Origin of the sequence: Aquirufa aurantiipilula, assembly GCF_019923745.1 — a bacterium.
GTDB classification, from domain to species: domain Bacteria; phylum Bacteroidota; class Bacteroidia; order Cytophagales; family Spirosomataceae; genus Aquirufa; species Aquirufa aurantiipilula.
In genome coordinates this window covers 1-432 of the sequence record NZ_JAANOG010000044.1, presented here as the reverse complement: position 1 = coordinate 432, position 432 = coordinate 1, and the positions used below count along the sequence as shown (strand labels likewise).

The 432-nt window shown below is 46.1% G+C and carries 1 protein-coding gene; it reads left to right on the top strand.

What is annotated here, in order from left to right; translation table 11 throughout:
• On the top strand, positions 1–432 hold a 432-nt coding region (locus G9H60_RS13270; RefSeq protein ID WP_223144518.1), incomplete at both ends, for a hypothetical protein.

The window sequence follows — 432 nt, the reverse complement described above, 5'->3', positions numbered from 1 at the left end:
TTACCTCTTCATCTTCATCTCCTGTGGCTGGGGCTACAGTAACCATCACCGCTCAATTGGCGGATGCTAACAACAACCCAGTAAGTACTTCTGGACAAACCGTTACTTGGACTAAGTCTGATGCTAACGGTAGTTTTGCTACAGCTACTTCGACTACCAATGCAAGTGGTGTGGCAACAGTTGTATTCACCACACATACCGTGGCTGGAACTTCAACTACAGTTACAGGTACTACTTCGGCTATCACAGGTACTTCGTCTACCATTACTACAGTAGCTGGTACGGCTAGTAAATATTTGGTTACTTCTTCATCTTCATCTCCTGTGGCTGGCGCTACAGTAACCATCACCGCTCAATTGGCGGATGCTAACAACAACCCAGTAAGTACTTCTGGACAAACCGTTACTTGGACTAAGTCTGATGCTAACGGCA